This is a genomic window from Vibrio sp. 03_296, assembly GCF_002265885.1.
Map to the genome: position 1 here is coordinate 1 of NZ_NPKW01000122.1, position 20,230 is coordinate 20,230.

At 46.6% G+C, this 20,230-nt stretch carries 19 protein-coding genes, 1 tRNA gene and 1 pseudogene; 17 read left to right on the forward strand and 4 right to left on the reverse strand.

Annotated features, from left to right (window positions below):
• From CIK04_RS14660 to CIK04_RS32735, 6 genes and pseudogenes are all read left to right on the forward strand, one after another.
• Nucleotides 1–646, forward strand: a pseudogene (locus CIK04_RS14660) (enoyl-CoA hydratase-related protein); the annotation flags it as partial.
• Nucleotides 643–1,560, forward strand: a complete 918-nt coding sequence (locus CIK04_RS14665) for a hydroxymethylglutaryl-CoA lyase (protein WP_097352304.1) — start codon at nucleotides 643–645, stop codon at nucleotides 1,558–1,560. The pseudogene CIK04_RS14660 and the gene CIK04_RS14665, both read left to right, overlap by 4 nt.
• A 252-nt stretch (nucleotides 1,561–1,812) precedes the next feature.
• On the forward strand, nucleotides 1,813–2,370 hold the full coding sequence (ahpC, locus tag CIK04_RS14670) for an alkyl hydroperoxide reductase subunit C (protein ID WP_011081451.1): 558 nt from the start codon (nucleotides 1,813–1,815) through the stop codon (nucleotides 2,368–2,370).
• A gap of 136 nt (nucleotides 2,371–2,506) precedes the next feature.
• A complete protein-coding gene (gene ahpF / locus CIK04_RS14675; RefSeq protein WP_097352303.1) occupies nucleotides 2,507–4,075 on the forward strand; it encodes an alkyl hydroperoxide reductase subunit F in 1,569 nt (522 codons plus the stop codon).
• 303 nt (nucleotides 4,076–4,378) lie between these two features.
• The gene (locus CIK04_RS14680) at nucleotides 4,379–4,591 is read left to right on the forward strand and encodes a cold-shock protein (protein ID WP_011081453.1); all 213 of its coding nucleotides are present in this window, start codon (nucleotides 4,379–4,381) and stop codon (nucleotides 4,589–4,591) included.
• A gap of 546 nt (nucleotides 4,592–5,137) precedes the next feature.
• Entirely contained in the window at nucleotides 5,138–5,278 is a 141-nt protein-coding gene (locus tag CIK04_RS32735; RefSeq protein WP_017422670.1) for a hypothetical protein, read from the forward strand.
• Nucleotides 5,279–5,372: 94 nt separating this feature from the next.
• Here CIK04_RS32735 and CIK04_RS14690 read toward each other — a convergent pair whose 3' ends face one another.
• Entirely contained in the window at nucleotides 5,373–6,341 is a 969-nt protein-coding gene (locus tag CIK04_RS14690; protein ID WP_097352302.1) for a calcium/sodium antiporter, read from the reverse strand.
• 412 nt (nucleotides 6,342–6,753) lie between these two features.
• Here CIK04_RS14690 and CIK04_RS14695 point away from each other — a divergent pair, with 412 nt between their 5' ends.
• From CIK04_RS14695 to manA, 9 genes are all read left to right on the forward strand, one after another.
• Nucleotides 6,754–7,338 (forward strand): TetR/AcrR family transcriptional regulator, encoded by a 585-nt coding sequence (locus CIK04_RS14695; RefSeq protein ID WP_097352301.1) that lies wholly within the window; start codon nucleotides 6,754–6,756, stop codon nucleotides 7,336–7,338.
• A gap of 87 nt (nucleotides 7,339–7,425) precedes the next feature.
• On the forward strand, nucleotides 7,426–8,457 hold the full coding sequence (locus CIK04_RS14700) for an NADP-dependent oxidoreductase (protein WP_097352300.1): 1,032 nt from the start codon (nucleotides 7,426–7,428) through the stop codon (nucleotides 8,455–8,457).
• 9 nt (nucleotides 8,458–8,466) lie between these two features.
• On the forward strand, nucleotides 8,467–9,084 hold the full coding sequence (locus CIK04_RS14705) for a glutathione S-transferase family protein (protein WP_017791008.1): 618 nt from the start codon (nucleotides 8,467–8,469) through the stop codon (nucleotides 9,082–9,084).
• 156 nt (nucleotides 9,085–9,240) lie between these two features.
• The gene (locus tag CIK04_RS14710) at nucleotides 9,241–9,501 is read left to right on the forward strand and encodes a DUF3012 domain-containing protein (RefSeq protein WP_038941203.1); all 261 of its coding nucleotides are present in this window, start codon (nucleotides 9,241–9,243) and stop codon (nucleotides 9,499–9,501) included.
• A gap of 232 nt (nucleotides 9,502–9,733) precedes the next feature.
• Nucleotides 9,734–11,131, forward strand: coding sequence for a hexose-6-phosphate:phosphate antiporter (uhpT, locus tag CIK04_RS14715; protein ID WP_011152339.1), 1,398 nt, complete (start codon nucleotides 9,734–9,736; stop codon nucleotides 11,129–11,131).
• Nucleotides 11,132–11,267: 136 nt separating this feature from the next.
• Nucleotides 11,268–11,876: a transcriptional regulator UhpA gene (gene uhpA, locus CIK04_RS14720; RefSeq protein ID WP_097352390.1), complete on the forward strand. Its 609-nt coding sequence runs from the start codon at nucleotides 11,268–11,270 to the stop codon at nucleotides 11,874–11,876.
• Nucleotides 11,876–13,375, forward strand: coding sequence for a signal transduction histidine-protein kinase/phosphatase UhpB (gene uhpB, locus CIK04_RS14725; RefSeq protein WP_097352299.1), 1,500 nt, complete (start codon nucleotides 11,876–11,878; stop codon nucleotides 13,373–13,375). The genes uhpA and uhpB overlap by 1 nt, the downstream gene beginning before the upstream one ends.
• 5 nt (nucleotides 13,376–13,380) lie before the next feature.
• Nucleotides 13,381–14,721, forward strand: a complete 1,341-nt coding sequence (locus tag CIK04_RS14730) for an MFS transporter (RefSeq protein WP_017422662.1) — start codon at nucleotides 13,381–13,383, stop codon at nucleotides 14,719–14,721.
• 104 nt (nucleotides 14,722–14,825) lie between these two features.
• Complete coding sequence (gene manA, locus CIK04_RS14735; protein WP_097352298.1) at nucleotides 14,826–16,034, forward strand: mannose-6-phosphate isomerase, class I; 1,209 nt, start codon at nucleotides 14,826–14,828, stop codon at nucleotides 16,032–16,034.
• 242 nt (nucleotides 16,035–16,276) lie between these two features.
• Here the strand turns inward: manA and CIK04_RS14740 are convergent.
• Together CIK04_RS14740 and CIK04_RS14745 are read right to left on the reverse strand one after the other, a co-directional pair.
• Nucleotides 16,277–16,351: transfer RNA gene (locus tag CIK04_RS14740), tRNA-Gly, on the reverse strand.
• 114 nt (nucleotides 16,352–16,465) lie between these two features.
• The gene (locus CIK04_RS14745; RefSeq protein ID WP_325205721.1) at nucleotides 16,466–17,836 is read right to left on the reverse strand and encodes a sensor domain-containing diguanylate cyclase; all 1,371 of its coding nucleotides are present in this window, start codon (nucleotides 17,834–17,836) and stop codon (nucleotides 16,466–16,468) included.
• Between the two features lie 315 nt (nucleotides 17,837–18,151).
• Here CIK04_RS14745 and CIK04_RS14750 point away from each other — a divergent pair, with 315 nt between their 5' ends.
• On the forward strand, nucleotides 18,152–19,315 hold the full coding sequence (locus CIK04_RS14750; RefSeq protein WP_011081465.1) for a threonine/serine exporter family protein: 1,164 nt from the start codon (nucleotides 18,152–18,154) through the stop codon (nucleotides 19,313–19,315).
• On the opposite strand, the gene CIK04_RS14755 is transcribed toward CIK04_RS14750, so the two are convergent.
• Nucleotides 19,275–19,553, reverse strand: a complete 279-nt coding sequence (locus CIK04_RS14755; protein WP_017422659.1) for an alternative ribosome-rescue factor A — start codon at nucleotides 19,551–19,553, stop codon at nucleotides 19,275–19,277. The genes CIK04_RS14750 and CIK04_RS14755 overlap by 41 nt on opposite strands.
• 457 nt (nucleotides 19,554–20,010) lie before the next feature.
• Between CIK04_RS14755 and CIK04_RS14760 the strand changes: the two genes are divergently transcribed.
• The gene (locus tag CIK04_RS14760; protein ID WP_017422658.1) at nucleotides 20,011–20,220 is read left to right on the forward strand and encodes a cold-shock protein; all 210 of its coding nucleotides are present in this window, start codon (nucleotides 20,011–20,013) and stop codon (nucleotides 20,218–20,220) included.
• Nucleotides 20,221–20,230 lie beyond the last annotated feature (10 nt).

The window sequence follows — 20,230 nt, forward strand, 5'->3', positions numbered from 1 at the left end:
TCAACGCCAACGGGCCACACTTTTCAGCAGGAGCCGATCTCAACTGGATGCGTGCCATGGCAGAGCAAGACGAAGCAACTAATCTTGAAGATGCAAAACGTTGGCCAAGTTGATGCAAACCCTCGACCACTTCCCTGCTCCTACCATCGCCAGTGTTCAAGGTGCGGCTTTTGGTGGTGCGCTTGGGTTGATTTGTTGTTGCGATATCGCCATCGCCACCGCGGAAAGCCGTTTCTGTTTGAGTGAAGTAAAATTGGGGTTGATTCCTGCCACCATTGGGCCGTATGTCTGCCGAAGTTTGGGACAACGACATGCTCGACGTTACATGATCAGTGCCGAAACCTTTGATGCCCATAACGCATTGGAAATGGGCTTGGTACACATTGTGGTCAACAACGAGACACAACTGCCCCAGACCACACAATCGATGGCCCAGCGCCTTTTGCACAACAGTCCAAAAGCCATGCTGCAAGTCAAACAGCTCTGCCAAGATTGCGCATCCATGTCCATCGAATCGGCGTTGATCGACAAAACGAGTGCCATGATCGCCAATATTCGTTGCAGTGAAGAAGGCCAAGAAGGGCTCAATGCATTTTTCAGTAAAAGGTTACCCAGTTGGTGTCCAGCCAAAAGGGAGCTTGAATGAGCCGCTTCTCTGCAGAGAACTTAACCCTGCCCAAAGACGTCACGATTGTTGAAGTCGGCCCTCGTGACGGCTTACAAAACGAGCACGCCGTTTCCACCGACACTAAGGTGGCGCTGATCAACGCCCTATCCCAAACCGGATTAACACGCATCGAAGCGGGCGCGTTTGTTTCTGCGAAACGTGTGCCACAAATGGCAGATTCTCTCGCCGTGTTTGATCAAATTCACCGCAACCTAGGAGTTCAATACAGTGCCCTCACGCCTAACTTGCAGGGTTTTCAAGCCGCTGTCTCAGCCCAAGTGGATCACGTCGCCATCTTCGCCTCTTGCAGTGAAGGGTTTAGCCAACACAATATTCATTGCTCCATTGCCGAAAGTCTCGCGCGCTTTCTACCTGTCGTGACACAAGCCAAGCAGCTCAACATCCCCGTGCGGGGTTATCTTTCTACCGTCATTGATTGCCCTTACGATGGCGCAACCGCGCCCAGCCAAGTGGCTTCGATTGCTTCTGCGCTATATCAGTTGGGCTGCTTTGAGATCTCACTTGGCGATACCGTTGGCACAGGCACGCCACGTAAAGTCGCCACCATGCTCGATGCAGTCATGAAACAAGTGCCATGTGAACACCTTGCCGTGCATTTTCACGATACCTACGGCCAAGCGATTGCCAATATCTATCAATCGCTACTGATGGGTATCAATACAGTAGACAGCAGTGTGGCTGGCCTAGGTGGATGCCCTTATGCTCCAGGGGCATCGGGTAATGTCGCCAGTGAAGATGTGGTCTATTTGTGTCAAGGATTGGGCATAGAAACTGGTGTCGATCTTGATTTACTCATCCAAACTGGTTGGCAAATCAGCCGACAGCTCAACAAGCAACCGAACTCAAAAGTCTCATTCGCCAGAAAGCCTTAGCCCAGAAAACCCTAAGCCAGCAGAGTAGAAGCGCTTTAGAGAATGGTTCCTATCACACAAAATACTACCTATTAAAAAACCACAATCAATAGGCAATACTTTTCAAATAACGCCTTTGTTCCCCTAGGTAAAATAGAAAACGCCTATCAATAGAATAGCCACAAGCAATTTTCCTTTCACCGGTCAGAATGGGAATATACCTCCCGAAGGCAAGCGATGCCAAACCTAACAAACTTAAAGGAAATCAAGAATATGATTAACACTACTATCAAACCATTTAGCGCAACAGCATACAAAGATGGCAAATTCGTTGACATCACTGAACAAGACGTATTGGGCAAATGGTCGGTATTTTTCTTCTACCCAGCGGACTTCACTTTCGTATGTCCGACTGAGCTTGGTGACCTAGCAGACCACTACGAAGAGCTTCAGTCTCGCGGTGTTGAAGTGTACTCAGTCTCAACTGACACACATTTCACTCACAAAGCGTGGCACGACAGCTCTGACACTATCGGCAAAATCAAATACTTCATGGTCGGCGACCAAACCGGCAACATCACCAACAACTTTGGTGTAATGCGCCCAGGTCAAGGTCTTGCAGACCGTGCAACCTTCGTTATCGACCCACAAGGTGTTATCCAAGCGGTTGAAATTACAGCAGAAGGTATCGGCCGTGACGCAGAAGACCTACTACGCAAAATCAAAGCAGCTCAGTACGTTGCTGCACACCCAGGCGAAGTATGTCCTGCTAAATGGAAAGAAGGCGAACAAACTCTAGCACCTTCACTAGACCTAGTTGGCAAAATCTAACCATTTGCGTTGATTACCCCTTAAGTTAAAGAGTGGGCCGAGCGTTTTACTTGACGACCTAAATGCTCGGTCCGCTCTCCCCTGATATCCAGAGTGACCGCTCTCCAATTTAAAAAAACTATAAAGGTATTCGAGTATGCTAGACCAAGCGATCAAGCAACAGTTAACCCAGTATCTAACAAATCTAAAACAAGACGTCCGTTTAGTGGTCAGCCTAGATGACAGTAAAGGCTCACAAGATATTCTGGCACTCGCCAATGAAATCGCAGAGCTAAGCCCGCTGATCTCTGTCGTCCGAGATGATGCTGCGAGCACACGCAAGCCCGTTATGACGGTGACTAACCCAGAGAAAAGCACTGCGCTTCGCTTTGCAGGTTTGCCAATGGGTCATGAGTTCACCTCTTTGGTTCTTGCGCTGCTGCATTCAGGTGGTCATCCGATCAAACTGGATGCAGAAACCATCGAGCAGATTGCACAGCTAGACAAAGAATTGGATGTGGAAGTCTTTATTTCCCTTTCTTGTCAAAACTGTCCGGATGTGGTGCAAGCGTTCAACATGATGGCGGCGATTAACCCCAAAATTCGCGCAACCATGATTGATGGTGCACTGTTCCAAAAAGAAGTGAAGCAGCGTGACATCCTCGCGGTGCCGAGCGTCTTTGTGAATGGTGAGTTGTTTGGTCAAGGCCGCATGTCATTGACAGAAATTCTTAACAAATTGGACGATGGCGCTGCAGAAAAAGCGGCGGCAAGCCTTAATGAAAAAGAACCGTATGACGTTCTCGTTGTCGGGGGTGGCCCTGCAGGTGCAGCCGCCGCGATTTACGCAGCACGTAAAGGCATTCGCACCGGCATTGTTGCTCAGCGTTTGGGTGGTCAGGTGATGGACACCATGGCGATTGAAAACTTTATTTCAGTCAAACACACGGAAGGTCCAAAACTGGCGGCTAACCTTGGTGAGCACTTGAAAGAATACGGTGTTGATATCATCACAGAGCAGCAAGCAGAAAAGCTGATGGGCGCGCAATACACTGAAGATGGCAAAATTCATGTCAATCTACAAAGTGGCGCAACGCTTAAAAGTAACAGCGTTATCCTCAGCCCTGGTGCTCGTTGGCGTGAAATGAACGTCCCTGGTGAACAAGAGTATCGCAATAAAGGCGTGGCGTACTGCCCACACTGTGATGGCCCGTTGTTCAAAGGCAAGAAAACCGCTGTTATTGGTGGTGGTAACTCCGGCATCGAAGCGGCCATTGACCTTGCAGGTATCGTAGAACATGTGACGGTTTTAGAGTTTGCTGACACATTGCGCGCTGACCAAGTGCTGATCAATAAAGCGAATTCACTGCCTAACGTCGATATCATCACCATGGCTCAAACCACTGAAGTGGTTGGTGATGGTAAACGTGTGACTGGCTTGAAATACAAAGATCGCAACACTGATGAGATCAAGCAGTTAGAACTTGCCGGTATCTTTGTTCAAATTGGTCTTGTGCCGAATACCGAGTGGCTAAAAGATTCTGACGTTGAGCTTTCTGCTCGCGGCGAAATCGAAATCGGTAGCCGTGGTGAAACCAGCTTGGAAGGGGTGTTTGCGGCTGGTGATGCGACAACCGTGCCTTACAAGCAAATCATCATCGCAATGGGCGAAGGGGCAAAAGCGAGCTTGGGAGCGTTTGATTACTTGATTCGTAAGCAAGGCTAAAACCAACCAGCAAAGACATGTCACAAAAGAGAGAGGTTTAAAAGCACCTCTCTTTTATTTTTAACCATGCTAAAAAATAATTTGCTTAAAAACAAAATAAAGCTATCTAATAAATAAAAAGTGTGTATAGTAATCATCAGCTCTTACCAAATGAGCTATTCATGATAGATTTAGTTCAAGTTTAATCTCAGTTATCTTTCGATACCCTTCGTTTAGCCTCTGCGACAGCTTTTCCTTTATACCCATAATAGCTTTTGTTATCAGCAATTAATTAATCGAAAAATTTAATACTTAGAGGTATCTATGTCTAATAAAGTAACTGGTTCTGTAAAATGGTTTAACGAAACGAAAGGTTTCGGTTTTATTTCTCAAGACAACGGTGGTAACGATGTGTTTGTTCACTTCAACTCTATCGTTTCAACAGGTTTTAAAACTTTGGCAGAAGGCCAACGCGTAACATTTGAAGTTGAACAAGGCAAAAAAGGCCCACAAGCTGCAAACGTAACTGCGCTATAATTTTAATGGCGTGGTCAACACGACCACGCCATCTCCTGCTCTGCCCCATCGTGTAATCCATTTAAAATCAATCACCTTCATCAAATACCTCTGTTCTGCTTGTCGACAGTTTTAAAGACTTTTTTGTTGCCAACAGGATAGGAGTAGACACAACTGTGTCATATTGGTTTTGTATATTCATTTAATCAAATTCATCGGAGGACTTATGTCTCGTAGAACAACTCGCCAACGTCATTGGTATCAACTATTACGTGAAAAACACTTAAAGGACGAAAATTTAAAGCATGTTCAAAATAAACTTTAATATTTACAAAGATAACTTAAATTGGTCTGCAGAAATACATCAACTTAACAGTGATATATTAACGCGCCATGTTGCACTCAAAACTCAGCTCGGCGTTTTCGATTTAAACTTTGATTTTTGTGAAAAATCGAACCAAGGCAGTATTTTTTCACTCAGTGGAAATAAAATAGGTGCATTCTCGGTCTTTTAGGTGTATTTCATCAATAGATAACATCAAAGAAAAACACTGGAAGAGAGCGAAAATGGACAAGAAGAAAGAAAAAACCAGCAAGAAAGAGACATTGGACGCTGACGAGAAAAAACCGCTCACGCAACACCAAACTCGAAAGCGAATCGAAGACATTTTGGAACAGAAAGAATTCGAGAAACAGTATGCGCTTTAAGTGTTCCAGTTACCAACCATGCCCTGCGATGCACAACTCTGATTGGTAACTGGATTGTTCGACTTGCTCTAGCTGTTAATCTACCGTTGAAATCCTACAACGCACCGTAAACCAAGTAACCGTTATAAACCACATAGCAACCTAATAGCACCACGCCTTCCATTCGGGTGATGGTCTGTTTTTTACCAAAGCGCACTGCGGTCACTAGCAAAAGCAGCGTAACAAACAGCATGGTTGACCAATCTCGCCAAAACACTTCTAAACCAATATTTTCGATTGGCTCAATACTGGCTGCGATGCCCACCACTGCCAATGAGTTAAACATGTTTGAGCCGACAACGTTGCCCACGGCGATATCGTGCTCCCCTTTTCTTGCTGCCACAATCGATGCGGCGAGCTCTGGCAACGATGTTCCCAATGCCACAATAGTTAAGCCAATCAGTAGGTCACTAATACCCAGCTGCTGAGCAATGTTCACCGCGCCCCACACCAGCATTCTTGAGCTGACGATCAGCAGAACTAAACCGGCAATCAACCAAAAAATAGCCATCCCTTTGGAAAGCTGCGGTACGTCGAGTTCTTGCTCAAATTCCGTGGCTAGAGCGTCTTTTTTCGCCCTCATGGCACTCCAGATAGACCAACCGATCACAGCAAAGAAACCCGCCAGCAACACAAACGCTTCCATCAAGCTAATGGTTTGATTCCACAGCATGCCCCCTAATAATAGGGTAATGAGCAGCAACAACGGAATCTCTTTGCGAATGATGTTGGAATGCACCACAATCGGTGCAATCAGCGCTGTGGTACCAAGAATCAAGCTGATATTGACGATGTTAGAGCCCAACGCGTTCCCCAACGCCAATGCAGGATTGCCATCCATTGCTGCCATCGCCGAGACCACCATTTCTGGCGCTGAAGTGCCAAAACCGACCACCAGCATACCGATCAGTAACGCTGGCATTCCCGCGTATTTGGCACTCGCAGCGGCCCCTTCGACAAATTTATCCGCGCTCCAAACCAGAAGCGCAAAACCTAAAATAATTGCAACAATTGCCAGTAACATGTTTGTATCCTGAAAGAAAATGACTATATGAGTAAAATTGATAAACGTGTTATGGCAGTTCAGAGAAGTAGTGTAGAAATGAAGGGAATCTTACGTCTGTTCTCCGATACCAAGTACATGTAATATCGCATGCATACTCGTATCTCGGGTAGGCTTTAACCGAAGCAAAGTTTGAAATGCTACCCAAATTCAAACTTTGCTTAAGTCTTGCCAGAACAGATGAACGTGAATACCACAAGCGTTAAGCTCGGAGACTGTTGATATTCACTCCTCAAACCATGAGGAAGGCTACTCCCTTAAGCGGCGCTATTCTATTACCAAACCACGAGAAAAGAAAACAAATTGATCGTCATGAGATCAAACACCAGTTAAATACTAGACGACTGGTCTAATATCATTTATAGTGCCGCTCATGAATACGAAAACCAATGACACTCGCCAACACATTCTTGACGTTGGCTATCAACTCGTCGTCAACCAGGGCTTTACTGCCGTGGGATTGTCGCAATTGTTGAAAGAAGCAGGCGTGCCGAAAGGCTCGTTTTATCACTACTTCAAGTCGAAAGAGCAATTTGGACAAGCATTGATTGAAGATTATTTTCATCAATACCTTGCTCGCTTAGAGGCGCATTTTAACCAGCGCAATGACTCTGGCTTTGACAACCTTGTCTCGTATTTTTCTCGTTGGCTTTCGATTGAAAATGGCGTGTGTAATGCCAACCGCTGTCTTGTGGTGAAGCTCAGTGCAGAGGTATCGGACCTCTCTGAAGCGATGCGGGATACCCTTTCGCAAGGTGCACAACGCATTATTCTGGCGTTGGCAAGCGCAGTACAAACTGGCATTAATGATGGTTCGATCACGGTAAACAATGCCACGGCTACCGCACAGCAGCTTTACCAACAATGGCTAGGTGCCAGCTTGTTGAACAAGTTAATGCAAGATCAAACGCATTTAGAGCAGTGCTTAGCCAGCACCAAACAGATACTCAAAGGGTAACGTTCAAATACGTTACAGACACCCCGCCTTACTGGCGGGATTTTTTGAAACAAACACTAGACGACCGGTCTAATAAAGGAAGAATAGATGACTCAACCTACAAACCGTCAAATCGTACTCGCGTCTCGCCCAGTTGGGGCACCAACCGCTGAAAACTTTGCGCTTAAACAGAGTGACATCCCAACGCCAGCCCAAGGTGAAATGCTGCTACGTTCTGTTTATTTGTCACTCGATCCCTATATGCGTGGCCGCATGAGCGATGCCAAATCGTACGCCGAACCCGTTGGCATCGATGAGGTGATGGTTGGTGGCACGGTTTGCCAAGTAGAAGTATCCAACCACGCCGAGTTTGAAGTGGGTGAATGGGTATTGGCTTACACTGGTTGGCAAGATTACGCGATCTCCAACGGCGAAGGCTTGATCAAACTAGGCAAACAGCCTAGCCACCCTTCTTATGCACTTGGTGTAATGGGCATGCCTGGATTTACGGCCTATATGGGGCTATTGGATATTGGCCAGCCAAAAGAAGGTGACACATTGGTGGTTGCCGCAGCCACAGGTGCGGTCGGCTCTATGGTGGGACAAATTGGCAAACTTACAGGCTGTCGCGTCATTGGTATCGCCGGTGGCGAAGAAAAATGCCAATTTGCTAAAGAAACACTGGGCTTTGATGAATGTATCGACCACAAAGCGACTGACTTTGCCGAGCAATTAGCAAAAGTTTGCCACAACGGAATCGACATTTATTTTGAAAACGTCGGCGGAAAAGTCTTTGATGCTGTGATGCCTTTGCTTAATACTGGCGCGCGTATTCCACTGTGTGGTTTGATTTCCCAATACAACGCCACTTCACTGCCAGAAGGTCCGGATCGCATGTCTATGCTGATGGCGCAACTGTTGATCAAACGCATCAAGATGCAAGGTTTCATCATCTTTGATGATTACGGCCATCGCTATGGCGAGTTTGCTGCTGATATGAGCCAATGGCTAGCACAAGGAAAAATTCACTATCGTGAACATCTTGTCCAAGGGCTGGAAAACGCGCCTGACGCCTTTATTGGCCTGCTTGAAGGGAAAAACTTCGGCAAAATGGTCGTCCAAACCAATCAACCACGCTAGGAGCTAGGTATGATCACTCTACATCATCTCAACAAATCCCGTTCAAAGCGTATCATTTGGTTGTTGGAGGAGCTGGGCGTTGATTATCACGTTGTCGCTTACCAGCGCGACAGTGTTACCTTTTTAGCGCCACCAGAACTGAAAGCGATCCACCCACTAGGCAAATCACCGGTCATCGAAGCCGATGGCAAAGTGATTGCCGAGTCCGGTGCGATCACCGAATACTTGATTGCCAAACACGCCCCACAGCGATTGGCGCCAGCACAAGAGAGCGCCGAGTACGTGGAATATCTGCAATGGCTGCATTTTGCGGAAAGCTCCGGCATTTTGCCTCTGCTGCTTAAAGTGTTTTTAACCAAAGATGGCGCGCAAACACAGTTTCTTGCTCAGTACGCAGAGTCGGAGATCAACAAAGTGGTGGGTTATCTCGACCAAAGCTTGCAAGGCAAAAACTACCTTGTTGGTGAGGCACTCTCTGGCGCCGACATCATGAACTCGTTCATTGTCGAGATTGTGCAGCAATTTGGTTTGCTTGAGCAGTATCCGAACCTTGCCCGTTACGCGGATACACTCGCCAGTCACCCAAGCTTTGTTAAAGCGCAAGCGCTGGAACAACAATACAATTAATCCCTTTTAAACACTGCCTTTGCCAGCCGATGATACGGCTGGCCTTGTTATTGCTCCAATGCGAATAAAAAACCTATTTTCGCGATGATTTAACACAAACCCCAATCCATTCTGTATAGTAGCGACCAAAGAAATTAACTCGAAAATGAGGAAGTAATGAGAACAACATTATTGGCCCTGCTAAGCGTACTCACCCTTTCAGCCTGCAGTGAAGTAGGCAGTGAAAGCTGGTGCAACGACATGCGCGATAAGCCGAAAAGCGAATGGAATGGACAAAACACGCTAGACTTTGCCAAACACTGCCTACTCAACAACGAGATTGGTAGCAAGAGCTGGTGTGAAGATATGGATGAGAAATCCAAAGGCGATTGGACCGCTAAAGAAGCCACCTCTTACGCTAAATATTGCGTACTTTAGTTTTTAAGTATCAGAGCCTTCTTTGGCTCTGATTTACTTTGATTCTCAAATCCCTCTCTTATCTTCAATGTGACTCTTTTCACGCTTTCTCTCCAACTCCACTGTTTCTAGGAATTTTTCCTAGGCGATCTAAGCCCTCCTCTCATGTGGTTTGCTCTTTCGCTCTCTAGAATCGTCGCCAGTTAATGACAAAAGTTCACCTGTGTACGACACAATGACAAGAGAGTTCACAATGTTAAAATTCCTTGAACAAGTGCGGAAGCCGACCCTCGACCTTCCAGTCGAAGTAAGACGTAAAATGTGGTTTAAGCCGTTTATCCAATCTTACCTTGTGGTATTTATTGGTTACTTGACCATGTATTTGATCCGTAAAAACTTCAACGTCGCGCAAAACGACATGATCTCCACTTACGGTTTAAGCATGACCGATTTGGGCCTGATTGGTCTTGGTTTTTCGATTACTTACGGTATCGGTAAAACCGTCGTTTCCTACTACGCTGACGGCAAAAACACCAAGCAATTTCTCCCTTTCATGCTGATCCTTTCTGGTCTTGCCATGCTTGGTTTCAGCTTCAGCATGGGCGGTGGCAGCGCCAGCTTGTTCTTGATGGTGGCGTTCTACGCGCTCAGTGGTTTCTTCCAAAGTACGGGTGGCCCTTCTAGTTACTCAACCATCACGAAGTGGACACCACGCAACAAACGTGGTTCTTACCTAGGTCTGTGGAACATGTCGCACAACGTGGGTGGTGCCGGTGCGGCTGGTGTTGCCCTGTTCGGTGCTAACTACCTGTTCGATGGCCACGTCATTGGTATGTTTGTCTTCCCTTCTATCATCGCCATCATCGTTGGTTTCATCGGCATGCGCTTTGGTAGTGACTCACCAGAGGCTTATGGCCTAGGTAAAGTTGAAGAACTTTTTGATGAAGCCGTCAGCGAAGAAGATACTGCGGCTGAAGAAAATCAAATGACCAAAAAAGAGATCTTTGTTGAGTATGTACTGAAAAACAAAGTGATCTGGCTACTTTGCTTTGCCAACATCTTCCTTTACATCGTGCGTATCGGTATCGACCAATGGTCAACGGTTTACGCTTACCAAGAACTTGGTCTATCAAAAGAAGCGGCAATCTCTGGTTTTACCCTATTCGAAGTGGGCGCACTCGTCGGTACGCTAATGTGGGGTTACCTTTCTGACTTGGCAAACGGTCGTCGTGCTTTAGTGGCGTGTGTCTCTCTTGCATTGATCATCGTATCCCTTGAGTTCTACCAACACGCGACAAGCGAGTTCATGTACCTAGCATCGCTATTTGTTCTTGGTTTCCTCGTGTTTGGTCCTCAACTGCTTATCGGTGTTGCTGCGGTTGGCTTTGTTCCGAAGAAAGCCATCAGTGTGGCGGATGGCGTAAAAGGCACCTTCGCTTACCTAATCGGTGACAGCTTTGCCAAGCTTGGTCTCGGCATGATTGCAGACGGTACTCCTATCTTCGGTTTGACCGGTTGGAAAGGCACCTTCGCGGCACTGGATACCTCAGCGATGATTTGTATTGTCCTTCTTGCCTTCGTTGCCATCGCAGAAGAGAAAAAGATTCGACATAACAAGAAGAAACTTGAACTCGCGGCCAGCCAGTCTTAATTCATCAGCGCGCTTTGTCCTGCAAAGCGCGCTAGATCATTAAAACCAAGGTGTCGATTTAGTATCATAGTCCGTTTTTACTTGAGCTCGTATGAGCTCGCTGTCGTTTGTGTATTGCTGAAATGTGGTTGTTATGATGATTAACGTAGCGCTAGTGGATGACCATGTCATTGTTCGTTCTGGTTTTGCCCAACTATTAAATCTTGAGGTGGACATTTGCGTTGTCGGGGAATTTGGTTCCGTCGCGGAAGCGCGAATCGGCTTACCTGCGTGCAAGCCAGATGTTGTGATTCTTGATATCTCAATGGCAGATGAAAGCGGCCTAACGTTACTCAGTGAAATTCCATCCGGCATTGCCTGCATCATGTTGAGCGTGCACGACTCCCCTGCCATGGTGGAAAAATCGCTCAAACTGGGTGCGAAAGGTTATTTAAGCAAACGTTGCAGCCCTGACGAACTGGTTCAAGCGGTGAGAACCAGCGCGGCAGGCGGTTGCTACCTTACTCCAGACATCGCAATGAAGCTTGCCACACCGAACGACAAAGCCACCAGTCTCACCCAACTCACGCGCCGAGAAAACGAAGTGTGTCAGTTGCTGGCAAGAGGGTTGGATGTGAAGGCAATCGCTGCCGAACTGGGGCTAAGCCACAAAACGGTTCATGTTCATCGCGCTAACGCCATCGACAAGCTGGGCGTAAAAAACAACGTCGAGCTGGCAAAACTGTTCTCTCAAGAGTCGTTTTGATGCGCAGTTACACCATCACATCACTGTGCGGCTTTTTCATGACCGCTTGTGCTTGGTTTTGTCTGTGGGTGATCGCCTACTACTTTGTCAATGACGCAGAACTGGCTATTTTACTGTTCCCGTTTGCACTGCGACTCGGCATCACTCTACACACTCACACCCGATTTTGGCCAACCATCTACTTGGCGGAATGGGGATTAACCGTGGCGCTGGCCTTATTGCTTGAACAACCGCAGTGGTTAATGGTGTTGGTCGCGAGCGTTTTAAGCATCCCTGTTGTCTGCCTAGCGAAGAAGTACTACCGAGGCGATCACAACCAACACTTGGCAATCATGGCGGTCATTATTCTCATCACCGCGTCCATCAACGTACTGGCTGTGGGTTTTCATGCTCAATCGGTCTACATGGTGTGGCTTGCCAGCGTCACTGGCGGTTTATTGCTCTTGCCAATGTGTTATTTGCTCTGGAACTATTTGTTTCAAAGTCCATGGTCTCCACTCACTTCAAACCTGCTCGCCAATAGCGTGGAATTTAAGGTGCGCCATATCCTTTTGTATACGGTGCTACTCGTCACCAGCATTTTGATTCAAACCAGTTTACCGGATGAGTTGAAACGATTCGCACCGTTTTGCATGGCGATTCCGATCATCGTGTTGGCCTTACGCTACGGCTGGCAAGGTGCGCTATTGGCCACCATGCTGAACAGTGTGGCACTGATTGCTGCACGCAGTGGTGTTTCCAACTTAGAAATCACCGACTTGTTGCTATCACTTTCAGCACAAACCTTAACCGGCATCATGCTCGGCTTGGCGGTGCAAAAACAGAAAGATCTCAACCAACAACTGCGCGGAGAGCTATCGCGTAACCAAACGCTCTCCCGCCAGTTGATTCAAGCGGAAGAATCGGTACGCCGAGATGTGGCGCGAGAGCTTCATGATGAAATTGGCCAAAACATTACCGCGATTCGAACGCAAGCGAACATCATCAAACGTATCGACAATCTTGAAATGAACATTCGTTGCGCCGACACCATTGAGCAACTTTCTCTCAATGTCTACGACACCACTAAGCGCCTCTTAAGCAAGTTGAGACCAAAGATGTTGGATGATTTGGATTTGAAAGAATCCGTTGAACAACTGACTCGTGAGCTGGAGTTTGATAACCACGGCACGCGCGTTCAACTCGATTGGCAAGGTGATTACCACTCACTCAGTGACACTTTGAAAGTCACCCTCTTTCGTTTGTGCCAAGAGGCGCTGAACAATGCCGCCAAATACGCGGAAGCCACGTCCATCGTTATCGAGTTGTCCATCAGGGACGAACTCTCCCTCAATATTGCAGACAACGGTATCGGCTTTAAAACCGAAGAGTGCATGAAAGGCATGGGCATTCGCGGCATGCAAGAGCGCGTGCAAGCTTTGGGCGGAAAAATGTATATCTATTCTCTTAACGACCAAGTGACTGGCGCGCAAATTGCCATCACATTGCCGAAGGTGTAAAGCGTATGTTTGGACTGTTTCCATCTCCGAGCTACACACAAGCTCCCTTGGACAAAAGCCAAGTTGATGAACGTTATCGTTACTGGCGGCTGCATATCATGATCGGCATGTACATTGGGTACGCGGGCTTTTATTTCACTCGCAAAACCTTCAACTACGCCGCGCCTGCCATGATTGTTGATTTGGGCTTAGACAAAGGCGATCTCGGTTTAATCGGCACGCTTTTCTACATCACCTATGGCCTATCCAAGTTTATCTCAGGGACCATTTCTGACCGCTCAAATCCACGTTATTTTATGGGTGTGGGCCTGATCGCCTCTGGGATTATCAATATCGTGTTTGGTTTTTCCAGCTCGCTGATTGCCCTTTCCATCTTGTGGGTGCTCAACGCTTGGTTCCAAGGTTGGGGATGGCCTTCTTGTTCCAAACTCCTCACCACCTGGTATTCGCGCTCAGAACGCGGCTTTTTGTGGGCAATTTGGAACACCGCCCACAACGTGGGTGGCGCACTGATCCCACTGTTGGTAGGCTACCTCACTTTTCATTTCAGTTGGCGTGAAGGCTTTATTGTCCCTGGCATTATCGGTGTATTGCTTGGCCTTATTGTTTGCTGGCGGTTAAGAGACAAACCCACCACTCAGGGGCTACCAACCGTCGGTCAGTGGCGTCATGACCCGCTCGAACTGGCTCAAGAGAAACATGGCCAAGGACTCAGCTATCGTGAAATTCTCACGCACTATGTTTTCAACAACAAATACATTTGGTTGCTCGCTTTTAGCTATGTACTGGTTTACATCGTGCGCACCGCAATCAATGACTGGGGCAATCTCTACCTTACCGAGCAACACCATTACTCTCTTATCAACGCCAACGCAGCGTTGTCGATGTTTGAGATCGGTGGATTTGTTGGTTCTCTCGTAGCAGGTTGGGGCTCGGATAAACTGTTCGGCGGTAACCGCGGTCCGATGAATCTGTTATTTGCCGCCGGTATTTTCTTGTCTGTTGCTGCTCTGTGGTTAATGCCGTTAACCAACTTTGCCTTTCAAGCTGCGGGTTTATTCTCTATTGGCTTCTTCGTGTTTGGCCCACAAATGCTTATCGGCATGGCAGCCGCTGAGTGTTCTCACAAAGATTCTGCTGGCGCAGCGACTGGTTTTGTTGGTCTGTTTGCCTACATGGGCGCCGCGTTGTCTGGCTACCCGCTTGCACTGATTTTGGAAGAATACAGCTGGACCGGTTTCTTCGTCACCATCTCTATCTGTGCGGCGGTGATCGGCTTACTGTTACTGCCCTTTCTTCAAGCTCAACCATCTCGTAAACCACTGGCACCCAAACTGCGCTTATAGAGACAACCTCTTTCTTACTTAAGGTGAGCTAAACGCTCACCGACGCTTCCACCACAATTTTTTTCTTCCGATTCAGTTCGGAGGGTTTTCTACGGGTAAAATTCATGAATTTGAACACAATTTCATCAAAATGCTTCTTCAAAATGGACAATAAGATCCAAAACTACGACTGGGGAAGCCGCTCTGCTATTCACGATTTGTTTGGCTTCGCCAATGACGATCATCGCCCGCAAGCCGAAGTTTGGATGGGCACGCACCCCAATGGCTGCTCAAGCATTAAAGGAAGCGATGTTTCACTTTCGCTCGCCGATTTGATCCAGCACGACCAAATCGCCTTTCTGTCTGAACCAACCGCGAAGCAATATGGGGATTTGCCGTTTCTGTTTAAGATCCTTTCTGCAGAGCGCGCCCTCTCCATTCAAGTTCATCCGAGTAAATGCGATGCGCAAACCGGTTTTGCCAGAGAACAGCAACTGGGTATTCCACTGGATGCCGCTTGGCGCAACTACAAAGACGCCAACCACAAGCCTGAGTTGGTCTACGCCCTTACCGACTATCAAGCGATGAATGGCTTCCGACCTTTCGAGGAGATCCTTGTGGGATTTCGCCAATGTCACATTCCGGAGCTCAACACGTATCTCGAGCAGTTTGAGCAAAACACCAATGAAGCTGGCTTACGACGCTTTTTTGTCGAGTTGCTCTCGATGAGCGATCTTCGAAAACAAAATGCGCTCGACCAGCTGGTTACTTATGCCTCACTCAATCAACAACAACCAACTTGCCAGTTGATCATTAAACTGGCCGAGCAATATCCCAATGATGTGGGCTTGTTCGCGCCATTGCTTCTGAACGTGATAACACTCAAGCCCGGAGAGGCTATGTTCTTAAACGCAAGGACACCTCATGCCTACATTAAAGGCACTGGGCTTGAGATCATGGCAAACTCCGACAACGTTTTGCGCGCTGGCCTGACGTCCAAGCATATGGATGTGGAAGAGTTGGTGAAATGCACCGATTTTGTCTCCAAGCCAGTAGAGAGCTTACTCACCCACGCGCACGTTGTGGGATGTGAGCATCACTTCCCCGTGCCAGTAAAGGACTTTCAGTTTTCGATACTGTCAAAGCCAGAGAGTCAGCCCATGACAATGTCGAGCGCCGAGATACTCATGGCCATTGATGCCAATTTGACCTTAGTGGCCTCGAACGGTGAAACCCTAACATTGAGCAAGGGGCAATCGGCCTTTATTCCGGCTTACGTCAAGACTTACGCCATCTCAAGCTCTGGGCGTATCGCTCGTGCATTTAATGGTTAACTAGTAATTGCATTTAAAAGTGGCAGAGCTGTGTTTCTGTCACTTTTTCTGACACACAACTTCCAAGCAAACAAATCGCAGCCAGAAATAGCAAACCAATAAACAAAAGAGTAGAAATAACGTGACGAGACGAAACAGATGAGAAAAATTCTGTAGCAAGATGAGATCGTGAAATCGAACAGTAACACTGTTAGCTTAGCCAAGAAAATTCAGATTAAGTTGTTGATTTTGAATCAGAGAATTGGAGCGGGCAGCGGGAATCGAACCCGCATCATCAGCTTGGAAGGCTGAGGTAATAGCCATTATACGATGCCCGCGCATCGTGAGGACGGGTTCTACTATGCCACAACTTAGATAAAAGAAAAGCCCTAATAAGTTCAATCGGTTAATTCACCACCAACTTCTCTCCTAGATGCTCAATTTGCGTGCACTCAGTCAAATAATCGAGCAACGCACGCCTGATTTTTGCCAAGCCGCTTAGCTTGATACATCAACTTATCGGCCATCCCCAAGTCGATATGGCCATTGGAAAACGGGTAATACGCACAACCCAAACTGATGGTCACGCCTTCGGGAACGTTATTAAATGTGAGCTTCTCGACCACATGACACACCTTTTTAGCCAGCGCTTGTGCATCAGTAAACGCCAAACCAAACGCGACAATGGCAAACTCTTCACCACCGATACGAGCGTAAAGCGCGTCACTCGGCAACGTTTCATCCACCTGCGTCGCCACATTTTGAATCACCAGATCGCCCGTCGCATGACCATAGCTGTCGTTGATTCGTTTAAAGTCATCAATATCAAAAATCAGTACTGAAACCGATACAGCCTCAGGTGTAAGGTTTTTCAATTGCTCCATGAAGTGACGGCGATTACTAATTTGGGTTAAGTAGTCTTGCTGTGAGAGTTGCAGCAAGTTTTCATTTGCCAACTGCAACTCGCGGGTTTTTGCTTTGACGGTTCGCTTCAGCACGATGATATAAGCAAGCGAAGTCAGCCCAAAAAGAGCAAGTATCGAAGGAAACAAAAATTTCGGGTAGACGGTTTGTACCGTGATCCAACTGGTGATCGTTCGCTCTATCAATTCTTCCCCCACCGTCTTAAATCCGGCGTTAATGGTCGAAAGTAGCGAACTCCCCTCTGCTACCGCAGGGCGAATCTCACCGGAATAGAGATAAAGCGCGGGAATAAAAGTGACGGTTTGAGCAGTGGTGTAGATATAAAAATTAGCGACTTGGAGGTCGGCAACAAAAGCATCGATTTCTTCTCGAAACGCCGCCTCCATCATCAAGCGATTATTCTTGAACCTAACCAGCGGTAACTTAGGGAAATGAGTTTGGACAAAGTACTCTTCATAACCCCCTTCCACCACACCCACACCTCGATTACCGTCTCCAGATAGAAAAAAATTGAGATCAGTAGTGATGATCCTTTGACTTAGATAGAGCTGAGTATTGATCGTCATAATAGGTTCAGCAAAATCAAACCTTAGCTCTCTTGGCTCAGACCACAACATCCCAGCATGCACGTCTGCCTTGCCTTCTTCCACCGCGGTTAACGAGTCATTCCAATCCACAAGCACAAACTCAATGTCGACACCGTTTTGCTCGCCGTACAACTTCCAGAGATCAATCAAGATGCCTCTAGGGCTCCCATCTTCTGCTAGATAAGAGAATGGCTTCCAAGCCTTAGAATTGGCGACTCGAAGCGTTTTTCTTTCTTGCTCTTCAGCACTAACAAAAGTGGAAAACAGACCAGTTAAGCTGAACGCAAGCAGTAATATTGCGGATTTCTTCATCATTGTTTTAAGTGAGTGCGCCTTGTCAGGAGGAGAGATTCTCGTCCGCTATTTTTTCATTGATGAACACGCCAAATTCATATGGTCAGTACAACGAAGCCATTAAAATAATTAAGCGACATGTCAATTATAAGCGTTGTTCTAGCGTTTGTAGTGATATCGTTAACGTAAGAATTTTTAATTATTGATAGAATAATAACTCTAAGCAATAGAGATTTTTATAAATTATTTTATGACAAAAACGAGCTAAAGATCTCGCTAAGTGTTAACGTTCCTGCTACTTTATCGCCACTTTTGATCGTTTCACAATTTAACATGCCAACGCAGTACCGAATTAATAAAATCGTTGAAATTGGAGATACTCTGCATCGTAGTGGCTGTGCGCCTTACAAAGTAGAAAAGTACGCTCAGTATTATGCGCAAAAACACGATGTGGATGTCATGATTCAGGCGACACCAACCGCAATTAACTACCAGTTTTCAGATGAAAACAACACCGTCGTTATGAAACGCCTAAAACCAGCATCCATCAACTTAAGTTTGCTGGCAAATACCATTATTCGCATTAACCAACCCAGCCATGAACCTGTTCCTGAGCCTGTTGGCTATTCCAAATGGGTGATTGCGATGGCAAACATGGGCATACCGCCAGCCTATTTGATGTTGGTGGGCAGCACATTAGAAGCGGTGGGTATTGCGTTTTTGCTAGGGCTAATGGTATGGCTTTGCCAGCAAGTGTTCCATTCTCGTCGTTCTATTGCGGTCGAATTTTTCTCTGCCCTGCTTACGGGTATTTGTGTCGCGTACTTAGCTAACAGTGGATTGCCTATCCCCGTCTGGGCACTGTGTGTGGCCTCGGTTATCTTGTTTGTTCCCGGCCTATCCATTGCTAACTCTTTGGAATGTCTGGCTTTTAACGATTTAATTTCCGGCACCAGTTTACTTGGTCAAAGTGCGCTCACCTTAATTAAGCTGTTTGTGGGCATTGTTATGGGGCTGAATATCGGTGAAGCAATATGGGGACAAGCGGAGTCGATTTCCTACACCAATGAAGTACCCTTTTGGATGCATATCTTTGGTCTATTTTTGCTGTCCATTTCACTCGGCATTTTGTTTAATGCACGCCCGATAGACATCTTACTTGGCTTACCTGTTGCTATGCTGGGCATGTGGGGACCATTCTACCTTGGTTTTGAAAGTGGCTGGGTGGTAGGCACTTGGGTAACTACGGTGCTGATTACCCTTTACGGCACTTGGTTGGCAAAGAAAATGGAGCTGACTGGCTCTATCTATATCGTACAAGGCATTATTATTTTGGTCCCTGGCAGCCGAGTATTAATCAGCGCCAGCCAATCGGTGTTTGAGCAGTCAATTCTACCAATCCCAAGTATTGGCCTCTCAGCGCTGTTCATGTTTTCTGCGATTGTGGCCGGACAAATCACCGCGTACGCGATTTACTCACCAAAAATTGAACACTAAGCGCCGATAAAGAAAGAGCCCTATTCAAAACTGATTCTCTTATCAACTTTGAGTAGGGCTCTTTGCCTCTGTGCTTCGCTTTTCGTTGGAAGCTGCCTTTGCCTTTTTTCGCTTTGACCACACGGGTTCGAAATAGCTGGCTGGTCACTAATGCTTTTAATGCATTATCGTTAATGGTTCCTCGCCCGATTTCAGTGTCTCCACTGACTTCTGCGAGGTATTCTTGTTTCTTTTTCATCGTTACCTCAAATAAATGGTGAGACTTTTATAAAGTCGCGCTATTGAAAGGCAAAATATCATCACTGTCAATTCCCCGCTAAAAAAACACACTTAAACAGGGGATAAATTTTCATTTACTGGCCCGATGAGACAGGCAAAGATTTTGCAAAATATCGCAAACCGACCTAACAAATATAATAAGCCTCTGTTTTATGCTGCGTTATTTTGTAAAAAGACTAATTAATTGGAAACAAAACAGTGATTCGCTACAAAGATTCTAACTTTCCCTAGCGTGAGTCGTTGACTCCTGCAACCGATCTCCTAGACTCTTGTCTGGTTGGAAAGAAAGTCTTTGTTTTACACATTTCGCAGGATTACATACAAACCCTCGGTGTGCGACACAACAGAGTTTTTTCTACAAGCAATACTAGTCGCTAACCCGACTCAATAGTTTTTTAAAGAGATAGGATTTACACATGTCTAACACAGTAACCGGCACCGTAAAATGGTTTAACGAAACTAAAGGCTTTGGCTTCATCAAGCAAGAAAGCGGCCCGGACGTTTTTGCACACTTCTCTGCTATCAAAGGTGATGGCTTCCGCACTCTTGCTGAAGGTCAGAAAGTTTCTTTCGTCATCTCTCAAGGCCAAAAAGGTCCTCAAGCAGAAGAGATCACACTGCTTTAATTAGACTGGA